This window comes from Mycobacterium sp. (assembly GCF_044223235.1).
Taxonomy (GTDB): Bacteria; Actinomycetota; Actinomycetes; order Mycobacteriales; family Mycobacteriaceae; genus Mycobacterium.
This window is the reverse complement of the sequence record NZ_JBGAME010000003.1, coordinates 303,573-325,736: the sequence shown is the minus strand read 5'-3', so window position 1 is coordinate 325,736 and position 22,164 is coordinate 303,573. Positions and strand designations below refer to the sequence as shown.

General features: G+C 67.9%; 16 protein-coding genes. 8 read left to right on the top strand and 8 right to left on the bottom strand.

What is annotated here, in order from left to right; all coding sequences use genetic code 11:
• Positions 1-21: 21 nt before the first annotated feature.
• Together ADBZ6K_RS07270 and ADBZ6K_RS07265 are read right to left on the bottom strand one after the other, a co-directional pair.
• Entirely contained in the window at positions 22-4,221 is a 4,200-nt protein-coding gene (locus tag ADBZ6K_RS07270) for an NACHT and WD40 repeat domain-containing protein (RefSeq protein ID WP_526345196.1), read from the bottom strand.
• 565 nt (positions 4,222-4,786) lie between these two features.
• Complete coding sequence (locus ADBZ6K_RS07265; protein WP_526345195.1) at positions 4,787-6,097, bottom strand: acetyl-CoA C-acetyltransferase; 1,311 nt, start codon at positions 6,095-6,097, stop codon at positions 4,787-4,789.
• 89 nt (positions 6,098-6,186) lie between these two features.
• Here ADBZ6K_RS07265 and ADBZ6K_RS07260 point away from each other — a divergent pair, with 89 nt between their 5' ends.
• The gene (locus ADBZ6K_RS07260) at positions 6,187-7,539 is read left to right on the top strand and encodes a 3-oxoacyl-ACP reductase (protein WP_526345194.1); all 1,353 of its coding nucleotides are present in this window, start codon (positions 6,187-6,189) and stop codon (positions 7,537-7,539) included.
• Positions 7,540-7,580: 41 nt separating this feature from the next.
• Complete coding sequence (locus ADBZ6K_RS07255; RefSeq protein ID WP_526345193.1) at positions 7,581-8,423, top strand: MaoC/PaaZ C-terminal domain-containing protein; 843 nt, start codon at positions 7,581-7,583, stop codon at positions 8,421-8,423.
• 25 nt (positions 8,424-8,448) lie between these two features.
• On the opposite strand, the gene ADBZ6K_RS07250 is transcribed toward ADBZ6K_RS07255, so the two are convergent.
• Entirely contained in the window at positions 8,449-9,498 is a 1,050-nt protein-coding gene (locus tag ADBZ6K_RS07250) for an alpha/beta fold hydrolase (RefSeq protein ID WP_526345192.1), read from the bottom strand.
• A gap of 345 nt (positions 9,499-9,843) precedes the next feature.
• Here ADBZ6K_RS07250 and ADBZ6K_RS07245 point away from each other — a divergent pair, with 345 nt between their 5' ends.
• Complete coding sequence (locus ADBZ6K_RS07245; protein WP_526345191.1) at positions 9,844-10,797, top strand: LysR substrate-binding domain-containing protein; 954 nt, start codon at positions 9,844-9,846, stop codon at positions 10,795-10,797.
• 346 nt (positions 10,798-11,143) lie between these two features.
• Positions 11,144-11,314, top strand: a complete 171-nt coding sequence (locus ADBZ6K_RS07240; protein WP_526345190.1) for a hypothetical protein — start codon at positions 11,144-11,146, stop codon at positions 11,312-11,314.
• 100 nt (positions 11,315-11,414) lie between these two features.
• Here the strand turns inward: ADBZ6K_RS07240 and ADBZ6K_RS07235 are convergent, their stop codons facing one another.
• The gene (locus ADBZ6K_RS07235) at positions 11,415-12,545 is read right to left on the bottom strand and encodes a TDT family transporter (RefSeq protein WP_526345189.1); all 1,131 of its coding nucleotides are present in this window, start codon (positions 12,543-12,545) and stop codon (positions 11,415-11,417) included.
• A 56-nt stretch (positions 12,546-12,601) separates the two neighbouring features.
• Positions 12,602-13,222, bottom strand: a complete 621-nt coding sequence (locus ADBZ6K_RS07230; RefSeq protein WP_526345188.1) for a class I SAM-dependent methyltransferase — start codon at positions 13,220-13,222, stop codon at positions 12,602-12,604.
• A gap of 59 nt (positions 13,223-13,281) precedes the next feature.
• Here ADBZ6K_RS07230 and ADBZ6K_RS07225 point away from each other — a divergent pair, with 59 nt between their 5' ends.
• Complete coding sequence (locus tag ADBZ6K_RS07225; RefSeq protein WP_526345187.1) at positions 13,282-13,755, top strand: MarR family winged helix-turn-helix transcriptional regulator; 474 nt, start codon at positions 13,282-13,284, stop codon at positions 13,753-13,755.
• A 58-nt stretch (positions 13,756-13,813) separates the two neighbouring features.
• On the opposite strand, the gene ADBZ6K_RS07220 is transcribed toward ADBZ6K_RS07225, so the two are convergent.
• Together ADBZ6K_RS07220 and ADBZ6K_RS07215 are read right to left on the bottom strand one after the other, a co-directional pair.
• Positions 13,814-14,461 carry a TetR/AcrR family transcriptional regulator gene (locus tag ADBZ6K_RS07220; RefSeq protein ID WP_526345186.1) on the bottom strand — a complete coding sequence of 216 codons (648 nt, stop codon included), beginning with the start codon at positions 14,459-14,461 and terminating at the stop codon, positions 13,814-13,816.
• Positions 14,462-14,611: 150 nt separating this feature from the next.
• Entirely contained in the window at positions 14,612-15,880 is a 1,269-nt protein-coding gene (locus ADBZ6K_RS07215) for a glycoside hydrolase family 3 N-terminal domain-containing protein (RefSeq protein WP_526345185.1), read from the bottom strand.
• 209 nt (positions 15,881-16,089) lie between these two features.
• Here ADBZ6K_RS07215 and ADBZ6K_RS07210 point away from each other — a divergent pair, with 209 nt between their 5' ends.
• The 3 genes from ADBZ6K_RS07210 to ADBZ6K_RS07200 are packed head-to-tail and all read left to right on the top strand — an operon-like array spanning position 16,090 to position 20,999.
• Positions 16,090-16,443, top strand: a complete 354-nt coding sequence (locus ADBZ6K_RS07210) for a universal stress protein (RefSeq protein ID WP_526345184.1) — start codon at positions 16,090-16,092, stop codon at positions 16,441-16,443.
• 49 nt (positions 16,444-16,492) lie between these two features.
• Positions 16,493-16,666: a DUF2613 family protein gene (locus tag ADBZ6K_RS07205; RefSeq protein ID WP_526345183.1), complete on the top strand. Its 174-nt coding sequence runs from the start codon at positions 16,493-16,495 to the stop codon at positions 16,664-16,666.
• Between the two features lie 10 nt (positions 16,667-16,676).
• Positions 16,677-20,999, top strand: coding sequence for an alpha-(1->3)-arabinofuranosyltransferase domain-containing protein (locus ADBZ6K_RS07200; RefSeq protein ID WP_526345182.1), 4,323 nt, complete (start codon positions 16,677-16,679; stop codon positions 20,997-20,999).
• Here ADBZ6K_RS07200 and ADBZ6K_RS07195 read toward each other — a convergent pair.
• Complete coding sequence (locus ADBZ6K_RS07195; protein ID WP_526345181.1) at positions 20,965-22,146, bottom strand: acyltransferase family protein; 1,182 nt, start codon at positions 22,144-22,146, stop codon at positions 20,965-20,967. The two genes, ADBZ6K_RS07200 and ADBZ6K_RS07195, sit on opposite strands and share 35 nt — an antisense overlap.
• Between the last annotated feature and the right edge of the window lie 18 nt (positions 22,147-22,164).

Genomic DNA, 22,164 nt, shown 5'->3' with positions numbered 1-22,164 from the left:
TCCTTTCGTGCACCGCGATCGCTATCGCCGAGAATCGGCGACCCGCGCGCACAACTTCTTGTAGCGGATGACAAAACTGTCTGAAATCCATTGGTGCCATTGCTCTTCGCTCATATCGGTCACCAGCTTGCTGCAGATCACCTCGGACAGGTGATCGGTCGGCGCCGACCAGAGGTGGATGTTCCCGTCGGCGCTTCCCGAGACGATCAGCGCGTCATCGGGGCTGAACGCCACGCTGTAGACCCAGTTCTTGTGGCCTTCCAAGGGAGTTCCGATCGGTTCGGGTTGCACACCGCCGATGTTCCACAGCCGGACCTTCCCGTCCTCACTGCCGGCAACGATCCACGGATGGCTGTGAGCGAAGGCCACACTGAACAACGGGTTCTGCCCGATGCTCATCGAGTTTCCGCTTTGTCGGCCGGTGTCGACGTCCCACAGGCGTGCAGTCCCGTCAGCGCCGGCCGACGCGATCACGGTGCCGTCGGGGCTGAACGCCACGCTGTAGACGTCGCGGGTGTGACCGACCATCGGATCGCCGCGCTCGACCAAGCGGTCCGCTTTGTCGGCGCCCGGATCGACGTTCCAGACCTGAACCAGATTCCTGCCACCGCCTGCGCCGGTCACGATCTTGCTGCCGTCGGGGCTGAACGCGATACTCCACACCTGGTACGGATGGGCCAGTCCCTGCTCGTCGGTGGTGTGCGCGACCGCTCCCGCGACCGGATCTCCGGTAGCCGAACGCCAGAGCTGAACCTCGCCATCCATTCCGGCCGACGCGATGAGTAATCCGTCGGCGCTGAACGCGACGCTTTGCACCCGGTGGCTCGGCAGGGACTGCATATCGACAGCGGTACGAACCAGCGCCTTGACCCGATGCGGCTGGTCGACGTCCCACAACCGGATCGATCCGTCGAGACCCCCGGTGACAACCGATTGCCCGTCAGGACTGACAGCGATGGCATTGAGGGTCCGGGCTCCGTCGTCGGACGGAGTTCCGAGCCGGCCTCGGGGCGCAGCGGTCACCGGGTCCCAGAGGCGGACCGTGCCGTCGGTGCCGACCGACGCCATCAGCCGGCCGTGGCTGCTGAACGCCACACCGCGAACCTCACCTTGGCCGGTGGGCGTCGGGAGTCCGGTCACCGCGTCCCATACCCGCACGGAGCCGTCCGCACTTCCAGAGACGATTCTGGTGCCCTGCCCGGTGACCGCGACCGCCGTCACCGGCCCGTGGTGTCCGATCAACGCATTGCCGACCCTGGTGTTGGTGGCGGCATCCCACACATGCACCGTGTTGTCGGCGCCCCCGGAAACGATTCTGCTGCCGTCGGGGCTGTAGGCAACACTCAGCACCGAGTAGGCGTGCGCCGCCGGAATTGAGCTGACGGAATGCAGCGTCCGCCCGTCGAAGATCTGGATGCTCCCGTCGGCGATCCCTGCCGCCAGCCGCTCACCGGTTGCATCGAAAGCCACACTCTTCACCGGAACATCGCTGGGAGCCGACCACTCGCGGGTGCGGTCCGTGGCGACATTCCACAACCGAACCGTCCCGTCGTTGCCGGCGGACGCTACGACATCACCGGCGACCGAGGACGGACTGAAGGCCACAGCCAACACCGCGTCCCGCCTCTCACTCGCTGAACGGCTTTCGGCCAGAAGGTTTCCCGCGCGGTCCCACACCCGGATGGTGCCGTCCTCACTGCCGGTCGCGATTCGCCGACTGTCGCTACTGAACGCGAGGCTGTACACCTTTTCCGGCTGCGTGATCTGCTTGCCGTCCGGTTCACCGTCGTCGATGCTCCAGAGCTGAACGGCGTTGTCGCCGGTTGCCGCCGCGAGCAACGTACCGTCGGGACTGAACGCCACGGCTGGGGGCTCCTGATTGCCTCTGATGGTCAGCTGCCTGACCGAGCCGGTGGCGGTGTCCCAGATTCGTACCTTGTGATCGGCGTTCGACGTTGCGATCAAGTCCCCATGCACCGCGAGGCTGACCACGGGAGTGACACCGGTGGATCCCTCCCGCGGCGGGTTCTCGAAGATCTTGAGCACGTCCCGTCGCGAATTGACGACTGCTTCGGCGGTCGCCGCCCCGAGGTCATCGGCGGCCAGCAGCTTTTGCAGGGCCTGAACGTCGCCCCCTTCCCGGCTGCCTTTCAGAATCTGCTCGGCTTCCGACACCAGTTGCCATGCGGCGTTCTGTCTGATGTTCGACGTGAGTTGCACGACGATCACCGCGGCGATCAACGCGGCGGCGGTGGCGACGGCCAGCAACGATCTGAACGCACGTTTGCGACGCCGATCCTGTTGACTGCGTACGCGGGCACGCTCCTTCGACGCCCCAACAAATGCCCGGGCGGATTCCAGGTGCTCACGAAAGTCGGGCCTGGCGAGCAACTCCTCGGCATCGGCCAGCCGTCGTCCGACGAACAGGGCCGACTCGTCGCGGCCACGTTCGTCCCAGTCGAGGGCCGCGTGCCTGAGGTCGTCGGCCAACTTGAGGTCGGCACGTTCGGCCTCAAGCCAATTGCTGAGTTCCTTCCACTGCCGAAGCAGACTTTCGAGCGCGATCTCGACGACATCACCGCCGTCGCGGGCATCGCGCATCAACAAGCGCCTGTCGACGAACTGCTGCAGCAGGGGTTTGGATGCCGGCGGAAGCGCATCCCACTTGGCAACCCGCCGAATGGGAATGTTGCTGTCCCGGTTGAATGTCGCGAGCCAGGGGACGAAGGCAGGCCGCAACAGTTCGAGACGGTCCAGCTTTCTGGTCGGGTCGTGGCCGAGAATGGTGTCGACCTCGGTCTGCACGACATTGCGCATCCCGCCCATCTGGGTGTACTCGTGCAGTGTCAGGTCACCGTCGCGGCCATAGTCGGTGAACAGTCTGGCCAGTGTCAGTGCCAGCAGCGGAAGCGTGTCGGCGCCGTCGGTGCAGTCCGCCAGCAGTTGTTCGACGAGGGCCGCCTCGATCGCCAGCCGTGCCCCTCCATCGCTGGCTCGTCGCGCGGGGCCAAGTATCACCTCCCGAAACTGGCCCTGCGGCATCGGTTTCAGATCGTCGAACACCACGCTTTTCGCCTCGGACAGTTGCTTCGCGGTCTGCAGCGCCTGGTGCCGGTCGGTACGGATGGTGATCGCCACGATCGGCGGTTGTCGCGGCAAGTCGGCCACTGCGTGTCGCTCGATCATGTCGAGGAAGATCGGCGCCTCGTTGATCGCGTCTTCGCTGAAAAGCTCCTCGGCCTGATCAACGGGTATGACGATGGTGGGAAGTGGGGATTGCTCCGTGTCGAGATCCGCGCCGGGATCGGGGTCGTCAGCAGGACTCGCCGCGGCGCACTGGATTTCGAACAACAGATCGCGGACTTTGCCGGGGTCGGTCAGACAGGCAGCTTTGATGTCGGCGAGCCGAGGCGAGGTGAAACCCCAGCGACGTCGCGTCTCGTAAATCGCCTCCGCGAGCCCATTCTTACCGGTCAGGACGTTGAGCTCGGGCCGGACGACCTTGTCGAGAACGACGAAATCCCGGTCGGCGCGGCGTAACCGTGGCAGCAGCCCGGCCCGCAGGAATGACGATTTACCGGTGCCCGATGGGCCGAGTATGACGAAGAGCGACTCCGCCGCGGATTTGCGCATGCCACGAAGCTTGTCCATTGCTCTGATGAGTTCGGCGTCCCGGCCGAAATACACCGCGGCATCGACTTCTTCCAACGGCTCCCAACCGCGATACGGTGCGCGGCCGGGTTCATCCGGGGGTGGCCATACGAACGAGTCGGCGCCGATGCCCTTCTTGATGATTTCCTCTTTGAGCCCGTGTAAGCCTCCGGAGGAGAACTCGACGGGCGGACCACCATCGTCGAGCAGGATCTTCACTTCCTGATCGGTACCGAACAGGTCCACACGTTGCCACGCCTCGGTCTCCTCATCGGCGCTGGACGATTCCAGCCGAGCGCAGAAGATGCGTTTGTTGAGGTACTCCGCGGTCCGGAATTCGGCGACGCATTCGGGGCGATTGGCCCAATCGATCGAGGTCATACAGACGACCGCCTCGCAGTTCTTCATCGCCTGCTTCAGCTGCTCTTTCCAGAGCAGTCCCGGACGCATCATTTCCGCGTCGAGAAATATCTCGTTGGCAAGCGGAGGGTCCTGCTTTACAAGCCAGTCCTTGAGGGCCTTCGCTTCACGGAGCTCCGAGCTCGCGTGGCTGATGAAGATTCTGTACACGGCCGGCCCTTACATCGGACCGCTGTTCGTCGTCATTGACCTCATGACATTCCCCCGAATTGTTTCAGGGGAGTGTAGGAGCGGCTGAAGCCGCCAAATAGAGTAGCCCGCTACTCCACTAACGCGAGGTTTGCTCCGCGTGAGTCATCTGAAGCACTCGATCGACAGCTCCGCCGGCAGCGGCGGCGACGTCCGCGCCCGCAGATTTGCGTCGGCGTGCATCGGATCGCGCAAGCGGCACCGATCTCGTTGAGGCACCGATCGGGCCGATCTATTGGACACTGCTCTAAACACAAGGGCGGGTTCGGGAGGACATGTGGGTGCGTCTCATTTTTGTCTCACGCGTCCGGCTTTCATCCCTTGCCGGCTCTTCGGATTAGTCACTCCCGAACCCGTCGTGCGATCGATGCTACGCCGCCAACTGCGGTGATACCAGAGGAAATTTGAACAAAATCGAAGATGCCCCGTGCTGCCGTCGGGTCGGGGGGTCAGACGGCAACACGGAGCTATCCGTGTATCGCCAGGCCGGCCCAGACCGTTACACGCGACCGTAGAAACCTGGCCGTCACGCCTCGAGGATCGCGGCGACGCCCTGCCCCCCTGCCGCGCAGATCGAGATCAGCCCGCGTACCGGCCCGCCCGTCTCCTGCCGCTTCTCGGCCAGCTGTTTGGCCAGCTGCGCGACGATCCGCCCACCCGTGGCCGCGAACGGATGCCCGGCCGCCAATGACGACCCGTTGACGTTCAGCTTCGTTCGATCGACGGCGCCGAGGGCGCTGTCCAGACCGAGCCGCCCCTTGCAGTACTCCTCCGATTCCCACGCCTGTAGATGCGTCAGCACCACCGAGGCGAACGCCTCGTGAATCTCGTAGAAGTCGAAATCCTGCAGGCTCAACCCATTTCGGGCGAGCATCCGCGGCACCGCATACGTCGGTGCCATCAGCAGGCCGTCGCTGCCGTTGACATAGTCGACCGCCGCGGTTTCCGCGTCGACGAAGTAGGCAAGGGGGTTCAGCGAATGCCGCGCCGCCCACTCCTCGCTGGCGAGCAGGGAGACCGACGCACCGTCGGTGAGTGGGGTGGAGTTGCCCGCCGTCATCGTCGCGTCGCCGGCCCTGACACCGAACACCGGCTTGAGTTTTGCCAGCTTGTCCGTCGTCGAATCGGGCCGGAGGTTGTTGTCACGGTAGACCCCCAGGAATGGTGTCACCAGATCGTCGAAGAAGCCGCGGTCGTAGGCGGCCGCCATGTTGCGGTGACTGGCCGCGGCCAGTTCGTCCTGATCGACGCGTTTGATCCCCATCTGCTTTGCGGTGATGGCCGCGTGCTCGCCCATCGATAGGCCGGTGCGCCGCTCGCTGTTGACGGGGATGTCGACCCCCACCGAGGCAGGCAGCCTGCCCACCAGCTTGAGTCGGTCCACGGTCGACTTGGACCTGCGCAGCCCCAGCAGCACCCTGCGCAGGTCGTCGCCGAAGGCGATCGGGGCGTCCGAGGCGGTGTCCACTCCGCCCGCCGCCGCCACGTCGTATCGGCCCGCGGCGATGCCGTCGGCGGCGGCGATGGTGGCCTGCAACCCGGTGCCGCACGCCTGCTGCAGATCCCACGCCGGCGTGTACGGCGACAGGGCACTGCCCAGCACGCATTCCCGGATGAGGTTGAAATCCCGGCTGTGCTTGAGCACCGCCCCACCGATAACCGCACCCAGTGACTCACCCGCCAGGCCGAACCGGTCGACCAGCCCGCCCAGAGCCGCGGTGAACATGTCCTGGTTGGAGGCACTGGCATACGCGCCATCCGAGCGGGCGAAGGGGATTCTGTTGCCGCCCAGAACGGCGACCCGTCGGATGGTCTTGTTGTCACCGGCGCCTGACATGGCTGTTGCCTCCACTGTGAGATCACTGTTGGTCTCGGCTTGTCAACCAATACTACTCACGGTTCTTACTCTGGAGTAAGTTCGGTGATATGGCTACCGACCTGTACTCGCAACTCGTCCACTCGGCACCGGGTTCATTCATCGCCAAGCAGTTGGGCATCCCCCAGCCGGCGACGCTGCGCCGGTACCGGCCCGGCGATCCACCGCTGGTGGGATCGCTGCTCGTCGGCGGCGAGGGTCGGGTCGTCGAGCCGTTGCGCGCCACGCTGGCCGGAGACTACGACGTGGTCTCGAACAACATCGGCGGCCGCTGGGCGGACTCCTTCGGCGGCCTCGTGTACGACGCCACAGGGATCGCCGATGCTGCCGGACTGAAGGGGCTGTACGAGTTCTTCACCCCGCTGCTGCGCAACCTGGGGACCTGTGGGCGGGTCGTCGTCGTCGGCACCACCCCCGAAGAGACCGGCAGCGTGCACGAACGGGTGGCGCAACGGGCACTGGAAGGCTTCACCCGATCGCTGGGCAAAGAGTTGCGGCACGGCGCGACGGTGGCGCTGGTGTATCTGTCGGCTGCGGCCAAACCGGCCGCGACCGGGCTGGAGTCCACAATGCGTTTCCTGCTGTCGGCCAAATCGGCCTACGTCGACGGCCAGGTCTTCCGGGTGGGCGCGGCGGATTCGGCGCCCCCAGCCGACTGGGATAAGCCGTTGGCGGGCAAGGTCGCCGTGGTCACCGGCGCCGCACGCGGGATCGGCGCGACGATCGCCGACGTCTTCGCCCGCGACGGCGCCACCGTGGTGGCCGTCGACGTCGACAGTGCGGCCGAGGCACTGAGCGAGACCGCCGCACGCGTCGGCGGGACCGCGCTGACGCTCGATGTCACCGCCGACGACGCCGTCGACCGCATCACCGGCCATCTGCGCGAGCAGCACGGCGGACGCGTCGACATCCTGGTCAACAATGCGGGTATCACCCGCGACAAGCTGCTGGCCAACATGGACGAGGCGCGCTGGGACGCCGTCCTGGCCGTCAATCTTCTTGCACCGCAACGGCTCAGCGAGGGCCTGGTGGCCAACGGCAGCCTCGGCGACGGCGGCCGCATCGTCGGGCTGTCGTCGATGGCCGGGATCGCCGGCAACCGCGGACAGACCAACTACGCGACCACCAAGGCCGGCATGATCGGGCTGACCGAGGCGCTCGCCCCCGTGCTCGCCGACAAGGCGATCACCATCAATGCCGTCGCACCAGGGTTCATCGAGACCAAGATGACCGAAGCCATCCCGCTGGCCACCCGCGAGGTTGGCCGCCGGCTCAATTCCCTCTATCAAGGGGGTCAGCCGGTCGACGTCGCCGAGACCATCGCCTACTTCGCCAGTCCGGCCTCCAACGCCGTCACCGGAAACACCATCCGGGTATGCGGCCAGGCGATCCTCGGCGCTTAGCCGTGACCGACAGCGCAGCGACGATCACTAGGGTGGACAGCATGGGACAGCCGTCCGGATTGATGAACTTGGTGCGCGCGGCCGCGGGCGCGTTGCCGTTCGTACCGCGCGGCGACCAGTTGCCCGACCGCACCCTGGCGGTCGAGGACGTCGCCATCGACCGGGCCAACGTCGCCGAGTACGCTGCCGTCACCGGGCTGCGGTTCGGCGATGCGGTTCCGCTCACGTACCCGTTCGCGCTGACCTTCCCGACGATGATGTCTCTGGTCACCGGCTTCGACTTTCCCTTTGCCGCAATGGGTTCGGTCCATCTGGAGAACCACATCACGCAGTTCCGACCGATTCTGGTCACCGATACCGTCTCCGTGACGACGCGCACCGAGAACCTGCGCGAGCACCGTCGCGGTCTGCTGGCGGACGTGGTGACCGACGTCAAGGTCGGTAACGAAGCGGCCTGGCACCAGGTGACGACCTTCCTCCATCAGCAGCGCACCAGTCTGTCCGACGAGCCCAAACCCGAACCACCCAAACAGCCCAAGCCGGGACCCCCCAACTCGGTGCTGCGGATCACACCCGGTCAGATCCGGCACTACGCATCGGTCGGCGGTGACCACAACCCGATCCACACCAATCCGGTGGCCGCCAGGCTGTTCGGCTTCCCAACCGTCATTGCGCACGGGATGTTCACCGCGGCAGCGGTTCTCGCCAACATCGAGGGTCAGCTGCCCGATGCGGTGCGGTATTCGGTGCGGTTCGCCAAACCGGTAGTGCTGCCCGCCAGCGCCGGTCTCTACGTCGACCGCACCTCCCAGCGCTGGGGCCTCACGCTGCGGCACCTGACCAAGGGCTACCCGCACCTGACGGGCACGGTGTCGGCGCATTGAGGGAGCGCTGATTGCGGGTCGCGCGTCAGATCAGGCCTGACCGACCGGGTTTCGACAGCAGTTCACGGATTCCGTCGTCGATGAAGGCCGTATCGACCGGGTTGACGCCGCCGCCGGCGAAATGGCCCCAGATGCCGGGGATGACGCGGACTTCACCGCGCTCGATGAACCGGCTGGCCCACACCTCGTCCTCGGGAGGGAAGTAGAGATCCTTCTCGGCCGGCATCGCCAGCAGCGGGCACCTGATCGAACGCAGCGCCTTCTCGACGTCGCCACCGAATCCTGGTGTGTTGCCGACATTTCCACCGTGCCAGGTGTGCAGCATCGCGATGAGGTTGTTGGGATCGCGGCCGTCCCGGAAGAAGTTCTCCCAGAATCCGAACAGGAAGTCATCGAAGGATGTGAAGCCCAGCTTGCGCCACTCCTCTTCCCAGTAGAACGCCTGGGAAAAGCCCCACCCGGAGTAGATGCGGGCGAACGCCCTCAGACCTTTGACCGGAGGCGAATCGGCGCGGTAATCACCGTCGGCCCACGCGGCATCCGCCGTGAGCGCGACTTCCAGTGACTCCAGGAAGACCTTGTTGTGCGGCGCGGTGATGCTCGATCCGCAGAACGGCGCCGCCCGCTCGACCATGTCGGAGTGGCTGACCGCCCACTGGTAGGTCTGACCGGCACCCATCGACCAGCCCGTCACGAGTGCAATCGTCGAGATGCCGAACTTCTCGGTGATGAGTTTGTGCTGCGCCTCGACCTGGTCGTGGAACGTCACCGACGGGAACCGCGCATGGTCGTACGGAGCCGGGGTATTCGACGGCGACGACGACAAGCCGTTGCCGAGCATGTTCGGCACCACGATGAACCATTCGTCCGGGTTCAGCGTCTTGTCGGTGCCGATGAGCCACTCGTTGCTGGTGTGCCACCCCGAGAACCAGGTCGGGTAGACGATGGCATTGTTCTTGTCGGCGTTGAGCGTGCCGTAGGTCTTGTAGGCGAGCTTCGCGTCGCGAAGCGTCTGGCCGTTCTGGAGCGTGAAATCGCCGAGCTCGAAGAGCTCGGCATCGGTGGGTGCGGGCATGGAAGGCCTCCTCGGATGTTCGCTGGACGGAATGATTCAGCTGCTGACTTCTCGCTCCTCACTGCTCGATGAATACTGGATTCACCTGTGGTTCAAGGGGACTCCGCCGATTACGCATGGCGCTCGATGGCTATCGACACGGGAGCCGATCCCGTCGGGTAGCTGCGGCCGACGACCCCGTGCTCCGCGCATCGGTGTGGGTAGATGGCCATGACGCCTTCCCTCGGCAGCCCGCGATGGCCGCCAATCCTCCCCAGTGGGAGTAGACGCGAACTTACGCCGTTCGACGTACCGGTGCCAGGCTAGGTTGGCCACAAACACTGATTGTGGGCGCTACGATGTCCCATGCCGCTCAGTACGCACATGCCCGACCTGCGGGCGTTCGAGGTGCTCATGGCGATCGCCAGAACGGGCAGCCTCGGCGGAGCCGGTCGCGAACTGGGCCTCACCCAGCAGGCCGTCTCCGCCCGCCTGGCCTCCATCGAGGGCCAGACCGGGGTGATCCTGGTTCGACGCAGCACGCGGGGTTCGCAATTGACGCCTGCGGGCGTCGTCGCCTCGGAATGGGCCGGTCAACTCATCGAAGTCGCCGAACGGGTCGACGCGGGTCTGGCTTCGCTGCGCAGTGAGGGCCGCAGCCGCATCAAGGTGATCGCCAGCCTCACCATCGCCGAACACCTGATGCCGAGGTGGCTGGTGATGCTCCAGGCATCGGCGAGCAGGCATGGCAGTGCCGCTCCCGAGGTGATCCTCACCGCGGCCAACAGCGATCAGGTCATCGCCGCCGTGCGCGGGGGCGCGGCCGACCTCGGATTCATCGAGAGCCCTTGGGTGCCCAAGGGCTTGCGGACGCGTGTGATCTCCCACGACGACCTCGTCGTAGTCGTGCCGCCGACCCATCGATGGGCCCGCCGGTCGGCACCGATAGCCGCGGGAGAGCTCGCGGGAACGGCACTTGTGATGCGTGAACAAGGCTCCGGCACAAGGGATTATCTCCAGAGTGCGCTGGAGCACGTGCTGGGACCGTCGGCCGGGGCCGTGCCGCCGGCAATCGAGTTGTCCTCGTCGACGGCGATGCGCGCGGCGGTGCTCGCCGGCGCGGGTCCAGCCGTGATGAGCCGGCTCGCGGTTGCCGACGACCTCGCCGTGGGCAGGTTACGTGCGATCGCCGTGGCCGGGCTCGACCTGCGGCGCGAGCTTCGGGCAGTGTGGGCAGGCGCTCGTACCCCACCCGCGGGGGCGGTTCGCGATCTGCTCAGTCACATTGCGACGGCCTCGCGGACGCCGACGTCTGCCTGAGGGCAGCGCCGTCAACGGTTTCACGATCACTGCGCAGATTTCGACGGATCGAGGGGGCTGCGAGGGTCGCTCAGCGCGGCCGCGACCGACCGGTTTCTGCCAGTCGGCGATCAATTTCTGCCACTGGAATTAATCCGCTGACCTGCTGGTTTAGACAGTCAGACCGGCACGAAGCACCACCGCTTCACCGCCGCTACGACATCACCGGGAGTGATCACCATGAAGAAGTTCACCCTCTCCGCCCTGACCGCAGGCGCCCTGGCCGCAGGCCTGTTCGTTAGACAGTCAGACCGGCACGAAGCACCACCGCTTCACCGCCGCTACGACATCACCGGGAGTGATCACCATGAAGAAGTTCACCCTCTCCGCCCTGACCGCAGGCGCCCTGGCCGCAGGCCTGTTCGGCTTCGCCGCCCCAGCCCAGGCCGACATCGACCACCACGGCTGGATCCAGGACATCCAACCCACCGTCACCGTCCCCCACGTCGACACCACCGTGCAGCACAGCGGCCGCTAAATCTCCACGCTCAACGGGCACCCCATCGCGGGGTGCCCGTCGGCGTTTCTCCGCCCCTCCTTGCGCCCGCTTCTGCGACAGGGTCGTCAACCGGCGGTGATCACGAACGGAACAGCCGACCCGACCACGACCCCTTGACCGTGTTCGCCGCCACGACTCCCCAGGCCGCGACAAGGGCGATATAGAGCAGAACCGCCAGCTGGCTCAGCACCTGCACCCCGGCGGCAACGCCCAGTGCGGCTGCCCCGGTAACGCACGTGCCGACCGGGAAGGTGAAACTCCACCAGGTCAGGGTGAAGCGAAGCCCCCGCCGCGCCGCGTGTGCCGTCAACGCCGTCGCCAGGCAAAACACGAACGCTCCGAATCCACCCATCACCAGGCCGAAGACCACGCCGAAGCCATGTAGTGCCGCCAGCAACCCGGCCTGTTCGCCGATCAGCACCGAGCCGGCATTGGCGGCCAGCATGTTGGCGGCGGTGATCGACTGCCCGATCAGGCCGATCGTGATCCACACCGTGGGTATCGACTGCACCTCGGGAAGACCGCCGTGGACCAAACGCGCGTAAACCATTGCCATGGTGATCATTCCGACGAACAGGCTCAGCCCGAACATCGCGTAGCACGCCACGAGCATGGTCAGGCCGAACTGGCCCGCACCCGCGTGCGGAAGCAACAGCGCACCGGTGCTCGCCGACACCATCGGGGGCACGACCGGCATCATCCACGCAGGCAGCGCGACGACCTGGTCACTGCCGCCGGTGATCATCGTGAACGGCACCCAGACGCTCACCAGCAGGCCGAGAGCCGTGCCGAGGGCCCACAGCACTATGTCGACGGTCACTGCGGCCCGGGCGCCGATCACCGGCGGGCCAAGCAGCAGTGTGCCCGCGCCGACCGTCAGCAGCGCCATCGCGGGTGCCCCGTAGAAGTGCACGAAAACCCGATGCACCGCATAGCCTTTGGCGCTGGCGCGGTGCCGGATCCAGTGTGTGGCGAATGCACAGCTGAGCAGAATGAGCGCCAGCGCCGCAAGCAGCCACACCGCCGTGGCGAAGTCGCGCAGACCGGGGATGCGCACGGGTAGCACCGCAGCCGCGTTGGCCACGATCCCGGTTCCCATCACCGAGGCGAACCAGTTCGGCGTGATGTGGGCAAAAAGCTCCGCGGGATGGTCCAGGTCGCGCAGCACCCACGTTCTGGTGAACGGTCTGGTGGCGAGCACATCGGTCATGATCTCGATACTCGGCGACCGCGCGGATCGGCGGTAGCCCGTGCGCTGTTGTCAGATCACAAGGACGGGTTGTGGCCCAAGCGGTTACGGGCGGTCATCGTCTGTCGCACGCACGAGGAGAAGAACGGCACACCGGTCTGGATCGTCGTGGTGCGCACCGGCGCACCGGACAACACACCACGCTCAGAGGCGGTCCGGGTGAGCACGTCGAACGGCGCGAGCTCGAAGTCGTAGACGTACAGCCGTCCACCGGGCCGCAGCACCCGATCCAGCTCAGGAACGGCGCCGGCCGGGTCATCCCAGTGATGCAAGCTGTAGGAGGTCACCACCGCGTCGAAGGAATCGTCGGCGAACGGCAGCCCCGCCACATCCGCGATCTGCGCAGAGACCCGATCCCCGAATCGGCCGGTGTTACGACGAGCCGCCGCCACCATGTCCGCCGACAGGTCGACACCGGTCACCCGCAAGTCAGGACGTCGTTCGGCCAGTTCGACCAGCAACACCCCCGGCCCAGTGCCGACATCGAGCACATCGGCGCCATCCGGGATGAACTCGACAAGATCGTCGGCGATCCGCCGGTAGAGCCGCCGTAGCGGCCTGCGGGCGATGAAATCGTAGATTCGGCTGGCCCGTCCCTCGAAGAAGGCCGGGCGATTGCCGTGCACGTGAGCGCGCATCACACACCTCCAGAGTTGTGTCACACAACTATCAACTACGACGGTACCGTCTTATAGTTGTGCGGCACAACCCAGAACGGGAGGCGGCCGCGGTGACCACCGACGACTCCGACCGACTGCACGAGCTGTTCATGCACCTCGTGCGCGTCGCCGGACTGCTGCAGCCCGACCAGGAGCTGCCCGGTCTGCCGGTCTCCCTCTCGCAGGCCTACGCCATCCACGAGCTCGACCACGGCGAGGGGCTGTCCCAGCGGGACCTGGCCGCGCGGCTGCACCTCGAGAAGAGCACCGTCAGCCGGATGATCGCCGATCTCGAGCGAAAGGGTCTGGTGGCGCGGGACCGCGACCCGGCGAACCGGCGCGTCTACCGGCTGCGTCTCACCGATGAGGGCCGCGCCTTCCACACCAGGGTGTCCCGGAGCTACGGCGACAAGTATCGGGTGTGGACCGCCGCGATGTCCCCGCAGGAACGCGCGGCCCTGCTGCTCGGCCTGCCCGCCCTGATCCGGGTGGTCAGCGAATCGCCAGGGTGACGCCGATCGCCGAGTGTGCAGTCAGGGCGGACTCCCTCGGCGAGTCGCCACCCAGGGTTCACACTCGCTGGGGCTCCGTGGCGACGACTGCGCCCGCGTCCTTCGCCTCCTTCTCGGTGCCGGCGCCCTTCAAACCGCGCCAGAACAGGTTGATCATCAGCTCCGCGGCCTCGTCCACGTCGGCGTCGCCGACGCTCACCCGCGCAGCGATCGCCTCCCCGGCGCCCACCAGCGCGACCGCCATCATGTCGAAGTCGGTGTCGGGATCGGGATGGCGGGTGCCCGAGCGCAGCAGCCGACCAACCAGGTCGACGATCCGCTCACGACCCTCCCGCACCGTGTGCGCGAACGCCTGCGAGCTGGTGGCCTGGGTGTACAGCACGATCCAGGAGGCCCGGTTGGCGTCGATGTAGTTCAGGAACGACAGCACCGCATTGCGCAGCAGGTCTTTCGGGCTCTGGGTGAAATCGATGTCGGCGCGCACCACGTCGACGAAACGCGTCAGCTCCCGGTTGAGGCAGGCGCCGAAGAGTTCCTCCTTGGACCCGTAGTACAGGTACAGCATCGGCTTGGAGATCTGCGCCTCCGCAGCGATCGCATCCATCGAGGTCTCGTGGTAGCCGTTGACGGAGAACATCTGCACCGCGGCGTCGAGCATCTGTTGCTCACGGACCGCGCGCGGCAAACGTTTCGTCCCACCAGCCATCGCTTCAGGGTAAGCAATCGACGCCGGGTCAGCGCTCCGGGCGCCTTCGCCGGCTATCCCGCTGCGGACTCGGCGCTACCCGCCGCACTGCGGCGGGGCTTTATCCGCCGCACTGCGGCCGGGCTTTATCCGCCGCACCGCGGCCGGGCTTTATCCGCCGCACCGCGGCGCCGGACCCTTGACCGCGGCCATCCGCAGCACCGACCCGTCGACCGCGGGCATGCTCAGCTCCCCCGCCGTGACCGCACTCTCGAGCCGGTCCAGCACCGCGGGCACCTCACCCGTCGTCACCCACAGCGCGGTGTCCGCACCCGCCTGAAGCGCCCGCAGCACCGCCTCCGCCACGCCGTAGCGGGCGGACACCGCCCGCATGCTCGACAGGTCGTCGGTGAACACCGGACCCGCGAACGGCGGACCGCCGTACCCGCCCGACCGTAGTAGCCCGTAGGCGGCCGGGCTGAGGCTCGCCGGATCGGAACCGGTGAGGCCGGGAACCTCCATGTGGCCCACCATCACACCCACCGGCGCCTGGGCCGTCAAGGTCCGGTAAGGCACCAGGTCATAGCTTTCCAAATCGGCCAGCGCCGGCGTGACGACGCCGCCGGTGTGCGAATCGCCGGAGGCATTGCCGTGCCCGGGGAAGTGTTTGAGCACCGGCAGCACCCCGGCGTCGCGCAGCCCGCGCGCGTAGGCACCCGCATATTCCGTCACCACGGCCGGATCGGCGCTGAACGACCGATCGCCGATGACCGAATCGGCGGACGCGTCGGTGACGTCGGCAACGGGAGCGAAGTCGATCGTGATGCCCAGCGCGCGCATCTTGCTGCCGCGGTCGCGCGCGATGCGGTAGACGTCGTCGGCCGAGTAGTTCTGCGCCAGCACGCGCGGCGACGGCTGGCTACCGATGAGGGGTGCCAGCCGTGACACCCTGCCGCCCTCCTCGTCCACGCTGACCGCCAGCGCCAGCGGACCGGACGACCCGGCGATGTCGGCCAGCGAGCCGTTCGACAGCATCGACAGATCCGTCCAGCTGCCGATGAAGATTCCGCCGACATGATGGTCGGCGACGACGGCGCGCGCGTCGGCGGCACCGGTCACACCCACCATCAGCAGCTGGGCGAGCTTGTCGCGGGTGGTCAGTCCGGCGAGCAGCGCCTGGTTGTCACCGCAGACCGGCCCCGGTGGCGCGGCGGGCAGCGGGCCGTTCAGCGGTGCGATGGGGGCAGCCGGGGCGACCGCGGTCGTCGTGGCCGGCGGTGGGGCGGCTGCGGCGGGCTGTTCGGCGGGTGTCGCGCAGGCGGCGAGCAGCGGAAGCGCGGCCGCGGCGCAGACAGTGGACCGGAGGCGGCCATGTCGACGGTGCAGCGGAGGTCGGGGCTGCCCGGAAACAAGCCGGACGACCGTTCGGGGCAAGGCCATGGGCCCCCACGGTAGCGGCTGCGGCCACGGAGCCCAATATCTGGCGACGACGCTGGTGTGCGGCGATATGCGATCAGGGAGGTGCCCTAGGTGACCGCCGAGGCAGAGACGGTCATGGTGATCGCATACGGCGGCACCAGAAACGCCCGCCGTGCGGTGCAGTACGCGGGACGCCTGCTGGCGGCCAACCGGGCGGTGGTGATCACGGTGTGGTCGCCTGCGCAACGCGGACACGACCCGGTGTCTCTGATTTCGACGGTCCCCCCGACCCGCCGGACGCCGACGGCGACGTCGACATGGCGCTGGCAGACGCGCAGCGCATCAACGCCGAGGGGCTGCTGTTGGCGCGTTCCGTCGGGCTGTCCGCCGAACCCTTGTGCGCACAGATCACCGGGTCGGTGTGGTCCACGATCATAGAGGCCGCCGACGCGATGGATGCCGACCTGATCGTCACCGGAACCCGCGGCACCACCGGCCTGCGATCGCTGGTGCAGTCGAGCATCGCCGACCACGTGTTGCGGTACGGACACCGCCCGGTGCTGATCGTCCCTCCGGGTCAATGACGCTTCGCGGGTCCGGGGACAGGTGGGGGCCGCATGCTACGTTGGCCGCATGGAGCGGTTCATCGTGCCCTCTGCGGCCAGTGTCGTGGTCGGGCTGTTGCTGGGCGCTGCCGCTGTATTCGGTGTGACGTTGATGGTGCAGCAGGACAGCAAGCCCCCGCTGCAGGCGGGCGATCCGGCGTCATCGGTGCTCAACCGGGTCGAGTACGGCGACCGGACCTAGCTGCCCGCCGGTGCCGCTGTCGCGGCGCTGGTTGTGGCTGGTCGGTGCGTCGGCGCTGGCCCTGACTTTCGCCCAGTCACCGGGACAGATCTCACCCGACACCAAGCTCGACCTGACCGCCAACCCGGTGCGGTTTCTCGCCCGCGCGGCCAACCTGTGGAACAGCGAACTGCCGTTCGGCCAGGCGCAGAACCAGGCGTATGGGTATCTGTTCCCCCACGGCACGTTCTTCCTGATCGGCGACTCGCTCGGCATGCCCGCTTGGGTGACCCAGCGGCTGTGGTGGGCGTTGCTGTTGACCGCCGGGTTCTGGGGGCTGCTGCGGGTCGCCGAGGCTCTCGGCATCGGCAGCCCGACGTCGCGCGTCCTCGGCGCGCTCGCGTTCGCCCTTTCCCCCCGCGTGCTCACCACGCTCGGCGCGATCTCGTCGGAGACCCTGCCGATGATGCTGGCGCCGTGGGTGCTCCTCCCTGTGGTCACCGCGCTGCGGCGCGGGACGGCGCTCGAGCGCGTGACGGCGGAAGCGCCGCCGGGACAGCAGTCGCTGCGTGTGCTGGCGGCCCGCTCCGCACTGGCCGTCGCGCTGATGGGCGCGGTCAACGCGGTCGCCACACTCACGGCATGCCTACCCGCCGTGATCTGGTGGGCAAGCCACCGACCCAACCCCGTGTGGCGCCGATTCACCGCATGGTGGCTGCCCTGTTGCGCGCTGGCGATCGTGTGGTGGGTGACGGCGCTGCTGCTGCTGGGCCGCGTCAGCCCGCCGTTCCTCGACTTCATCGAGTCCTCCGGCGTCACCACCCAGTGGATGTCGCTGACGGAGATGCTGCGCGGCACCGGCAGCTGGACGCCGTTCGTGGCGCCGACCGCCACCGCGGGCGCATCGCTGGTCACCGGCTCTGTCGCGGTCCTTGCGACGACGGTGGTCGCCGCCGCCGGGCTGGCAGGCCTGGCGATGCGCACGATGCCCGCAAGGGGCCGGCTGATCACCATGCTGCTGATCGGCGTGACGCTGCTGGCGGCGGGGTATTCCGGCGGCCTGGGATCGCCGATCGCCCACCAGGTTCAGGCGTTCCTCGACGGCGACGGCACGCCGCTGCGCAATCTGCACAAGCTGGATCCGGTGATCCGGCTGCCGCTGGCCCTCGGGGTCACTCACCTGATGGGCCGCGTCCCCCTTCCCGGCAGCGTTCCGCGACCGGTGTGGCTGGCGGCGTTCACCCACCCCGAGCGGGACAAGCGGGTGGCGGTCGGCATCGTCGTGCTCGCCGCGCTGGCCGCGGGAACCTCGCTGGCGTGGACGGGCAGGCTGACCCCACCCGGTTCGTTCACGGCGATCCCGCAGTACTGGCATGACGCGGCGGGCTGGCTGGACGAGCACAACACCGGCGCCGGCGACGCCACTCCCGGCCGTGTGCTCGTGGTCCCCGGCGCACCGTTCGCCACGCAGGTGTGGGGGAACAGCCACGATGAGCCGCTGCAGGTGCTCGGCGACAGCCCGTGGGGGGTTCGCGACTCGATCCCGCTGACGCCTCCGGAGACCATCAGAGCCCTCGATTCGGTGCAGCGGCTGATCGCGGCGGGCAGGCCGTCGGCCGGACTGGCCGACACCCTCGCCAGGCAGGGGATCTCCTACGTCGTGGTGCGCAACGACCTGGATCCCGAGACGTCACGGTCGGCGCGGCCACTGCTGGTGCACCGCGCCATCGACGGTTCGCCCGGGCTGTCGCAGGTCGCCCAGTTCGGCGACCCCGTCGGACCCGGAACGCTGGAGGGGTTCGTCACCGACAGCGGTCTGCGGCCCCGCTACCCCGCCGTGGAGATCTACCGCGTTGACGCGGGCGGCGTGAACCCGGCGGCGCCGTATCTGGCGGACACCAACGCGATGGCGCGGGTCGACGGTGGGCCCGAGGCGCTGCTACGGATCGACGAGCGGCGCCGGCTGCTCGATCGGCCCCCGCTGGGACCGATGCTGTTGACCCAGGACGCGCGCCGGGCCGGTCTGCCCGCGCCGCTGGTCACCGTCACCGACACCCCCACCGCGCGGGAGACCGACTACGGCCGCGTCGACGACCACTCCTCGGCGATCCGCACACCCGACGACGTCAGGCATACGTTCAACCGGGTACCCGACTATCCCGCCACCGGCGCGGACCCGGTGTACGGCCAGTGGTACGGCGGGCGCCTGACGGTGTCGAGTTCGGCTGCGGATTCCACCGCGCTGCCCAACGTCGCCCCGGCCAGCGGTCCGGCCGCCGCGATCGACGGCGACGCGTCGACGAGCTGGGTGTCCAACGCCTTGCAGTCCGCGGTCGGCCAATGGCTGCAGATCGACTTCGACCATCCGGTCACCAACGCCACCCTCACCATCACGCCAAGCGCGACGGCGATCGGCGCACAGGTCCGCCGCATCGAGGTGTCCACCGTCAACGGCACAAGCACCCGCAGCTTCGACGAGCCGGGCATGCCGCTGACGGTGGCGTTGCCCTACGGCGAGACACCGTGGGTGCGGATCACCGCGGTGGGAACCGACGACGGGACGGGCGGCGTGCAGTTCGGCATCACCGACCTTTCGGTCACCCAGTACGACGCGTCGGGGTTCGCTCACCCCCTCAACCTGCGCCACACGGTGCTCGTGCCCGGCCCGCCACCCGGATCTGAAGTGGCGCAATGGGATCTGGGCTCCGAACTGCTCGGGCGGCCCGGCTGCGTCGACGGACCCGACGGTGTCAGGTGCTCCGCCGCGATGTCACTGGCGCCGGAGGAGCCGGTCAACATGAGCCGCACGTTGAGCGTCCCCGAGCCCACGACGGTGCGCCCGACGGTATGGGTGAGGGCGCGGCAGGGTCCCAACCTGGCCGATCTGATTGCCGAGCCGGGCACCACGCGCGCCCGCGGTGACGCCGACCCCCTCGACGTGCTCGGCTCGGCGTTCGCGGCCACCGACGGCGACCCGCGCACGTCGTGGACGGCACCTCAGCGCGTCGTGCAGCACCGCAGCCCGGCCACCCTGACCCTGAAGCTGCCCGCCCCCACTGCGGTTGCGGCGCTGCGGATTACGCCGAGCGTCAGTCAGCCACCGGCGCATCCCACGATGGTGTCGGTGAATCTGGGCGATGGGCCGCAGGTCCGCAGGCTCACCCCCGGCGAGGGCACGCAGACGTTCGCGCTCCAGCCCCACGTGACCGACACCATCTCGCTGTCAATCGTGGACTGGGCGGACGTAATCGACCGCACCGCAATCGGATTCGATCAGCTCAAACCGCCGGGGCTGGCCGACGTCGCCGTCCTCGACGTGCACGGTGTTCCGATCGGCGCCGCCGACGCCGCAGGCAACCGGGCCCGGCACATCTCGGTGCCGTGCGGGCAGGGCCCCATCATCGGCATCGCCGGGCAGTTCGTGCCGACGTCGGTGAGCACCACCGTCGCCGCGCTGCTCGACGGTGAACCGATCGCGGCCCTGCCGTGCAGGGCGGAACCGATCACGCTGCCCGCGGGCGATCAGGAGTTGCTCATCAGCCCTGGGTCCGGCTTCACCGTCGACGGTGCTCAGCTGTCTACCCCGCAGGCCGACCACATCACCACCGCCGCAACCACTCCCGCCGATATCGTGTCGTGGGTCAGCGATCACCGCGAAGTCGACGTGCACGCCTCACCCACACAGCGCGTGCTCGTGGTGCCAGAAAGCGTCAACCCGGGCTGGACGGCCCGGTCCGCCAACGGCGCATCGCTGACACCGATCGTCGTCAACGGCTGGCAGCAGGGGTGGGTGCTCCCGGCGGGGACGTCGGGAACCGTCACCGTGACGTTCGGCTCCAACACGCTCTACCGCGCCGGGTTGATCGTCGGGCTCGGGTTGTTGCCGCTGCTGGCGGCGCTGGCACTGGTGCCCTCACGCCGTTCCGGCGGGCCCTGCCAACCGGCCCTGCCCTGGCATCCGGGCAAAACCGCGGTGGGGATCGGGGTGGTCGCGTTCGGCACCCTGATCGCGGGGGTGGCCGGCGCGGTGGCGATGCTCGGCGCGCTGAGCATCCGGTATCTGCTGCGCGACCGCGAGACGCTGTGCGAGCGGATCACCGTCACCGCCGCGGCCGGCGGATTCCTGCTGGCCGGTGCGGCACTCTCCCAGCATCCGTGGCGCTCGGTCGACGGCTACGTCGGCCATTCATCCGGGGTGCAGGCCCTGGCGTTGATCTCGGTGGCCGCCGTGGCGGCGTCGACGCTGAGCTGGCCTCCGCGTCCCGTCGCCGACCCCGCTTCCCCGGAGGGTTCGCCGGAGGAGGATGCGTCGGCGACGATCACCGGGCGGCAGCAGGCTCCGGCGTCGCACTGACCGAACTGTCCAGCGGCGGGATGCGCTCACGCCGCCGGTATTCCCAGTTGCGCAGCGCCTGCCTGCACGGATGCTCGACCAGCGCGTAGCTGACCATTGCCATCGCGAACCCGAACAACAGCGTCAGCGCCAGCACAGCGGGCATCTTCCCGTTGAACGGGAACTCGCCGATCATCGGGAACACCATCGCCAGCGCGGCCAGATGCCAGACGAACAGGCCGTAGGACCAGCGCCCCAGGGTGACCAGCGCCGGGCTGCCCAGAATCCGGTGGGAGGTGTCGGGGCGGTCGAGCACCAGCGGCGCCATCAGCACGTAGGCCAGCACGGCGCCGACCGCAATCTTGACCGTGACCTGGTGAACCGTGCCCGGATGCAGACCCTCCACCGCGGCCAGCGGCGAGGCCGCCACCGCGAACGCGGCCAGGGCGATCGCGGCCATCACCACCCGCCGCCGCGCGAGCCGGTGCATCCAGCCGACCGGGCTGACCGTCAGCTCGGCGAGCACCATCCCCGCGGCGAACCAGGACAGGAACGCGGGCGGCCAGTTCCAGGCATTGTGGCCCGACGACCCGTCGAACGGAATCTGCACCCACAACAGGCTGGCGAACGCCATGGCCAGCAGGACCGGGATCCTGGCGCGCACCGGGCAGCGCCGCATCAGCAGCGCCATCAGCGGCAGCGCCAGATAGAAGCTCACCTCGACCGACAGGCTCCACATCTGGGTCAGGCCGGCGGTCAGCGTCAGCGGCACGTAGATCTGTGTGAGGGTCAGGTTGGCCAGCCAGACGGTCAGATCGTCGCGGGTGTCCGCGGCGCCGGGAAGCAGCATCATGATCACGACGACCGCGACCAGATAGCCGGGCATGATCCTGACCACCCGCGAACGCAGGTAGTGCCCCGTCGGCGGTCGGGGGCGTAGGCCACGGGCGGCCGCGGCGTGACCCCGCCACAACAGGAAGCCCGACAGCGCGAAGAAGACGGCAACGGCGAGGTCGAATCGGCCCCACACCCGGCCCCAGAAACCCTCGGTGTGCCCGGTCTGGAATGCGGCATGGGTGACGACGACGCCGATCGCGGCGCACGCGCGCAGCCCTTCCACCGCGGGAAGAAAGCCGCGCGTCCCGCCTGCTTCACCGGAACCCGCCACGGCACCCAGTGTGCCGTG

What these genes read in the sequence shown, in the direction of transcription:
- ADBZ6K_RS07260 (WP_526345194.1), top strand. Translation starts at nt 6,187, where the DNA reads ATGGCTACCGACCTGTACTCGCAACTCGTCCACTCGGCACCGGGTTCA.
- ADBZ6K_RS07205 (WP_526345183.1), top strand. Translation starts at nt 16,493, where the DNA reads ATGGAGCGGTTCATCGTGCCCTCTGCGGCCAGTGTCGTGGTCGGGCTG.
- ADBZ6K_RS07255 (WP_526345193.1), top strand. Translation starts at nt 7,581, where the DNA reads ATGGGACAGCCGTCCGGATTGATGAACTTGGTGCGCGCGGCCGCGGGC.
- ADBZ6K_RS07245 (WP_526345191.1), top strand. Translation starts at nt 9,844, where the DNA reads ATGCCGCTCAGTACGCACATGCCCGACCTGCGGGCGTTCGAGGTGCTC.
- ADBZ6K_RS07235 (WP_526345189.1), bottom strand. Translation starts at nt 12,545, where the DNA reads ATGACCGATGTGCTCGCCACCAGACCGTTCACCAGAACGTGGGTGCTG.
- ADBZ6K_RS07265 (WP_526345195.1), bottom strand. Translation starts at nt 6,097, where the DNA reads ATGTCAGGCGCCGGTGACAACAAGACCATCCGACGGGTCGCCGTTCTG.
- ADBZ6K_RS07220 (WP_526345186.1), bottom strand. Translation starts at nt 14,461, where the DNA reads ATGGCTGGTGGGACGAAACGTTTGCCGCGCGCGGTCCGTGAGCAACAG.
- ADBZ6K_RS07215 (WP_526345185.1), bottom strand. Translation starts at nt 15,880, where the DNA reads ATGGCCTTGCCCCGAACGGTCGTCCGGCTTGTTTCCGGGCAGCCCCGA.
- ADBZ6K_RS07230 (WP_526345188.1), bottom strand. Translation starts at nt 13,222, where the DNA reads ATGCGCGCTCACGTGCACGGCAATCGCCCGGCCTTCTTCGAGGGACGG.
- ADBZ6K_RS07250 (WP_526345192.1), bottom strand. Translation starts at nt 9,498, where the DNA reads ATGCCCGCACCCACCGATGCCGAGCTCTTCGAGCTCGGCGATTTCACG.
- ADBZ6K_RS07240 (WP_526345190.1), top strand. Translation starts at nt 11,144, where the DNA reads ATGAAGAAGTTCACCCTCTCCGCCCTGACCGCAGGCGCCCTGGCCGCA.